This is a genomic window from Mesorhizobium sp. (assembly GCF_005063415.1).
In the GTDB taxonomy this organism is placed as follows: Bacteria; Pseudomonadota; Alphaproteobacteria; order Rhizobiales; family Rhizobiaceae; genus Mesorhizobium.
Genome location: NZ_SUEG01000069.1, coordinates 25829 through 26174 on the forward strand (window position 1 = coordinate 25829; position 346 = coordinate 26174).

Sequence of the window (346 nt, forward strand, 5' to 3'; positions counted from 1 at the left end):
CAACCATTACGACCATCTCGACCTCGCCACGCTGAAGCGCCTGAAGACAAGACACGACCCGCTGCTGCTGACTCCGCTCGGCAACGACACGATCATCGGCGCTGCCGTGCCCCATATGCGGCTTTCCGCGCATGACTGGGGCGACCGGGTCGATATCGGCGATGGCGTCGCCGTCTATGTCGAGCCGGTGCACCACTGGTCGGCCCGCGGTACTCGCGACCGGCGCATGGCGCTGTGGGCGGGTTTCGTCGTCGAGACATCCGACGCAAAGATCTATTTCGCCGGCGATACCGGCTTCCACGGCGGCATCAATTACCGGCTGATGGCGCAAAAGCACGGCGGGTTC

Annotated in this window: 1 protein-coding gene; it reads left to right on the forward strand. The window is 64.5% G+C overall.

The features are described 5' to 3' along the window. On the forward strand, positions 1 to 346 hold a 346-nt coding region (locus tag E5W70_RS18705; protein ID WP_292660653.1), incomplete at both ends, for an MBL fold metallo-hydrolase.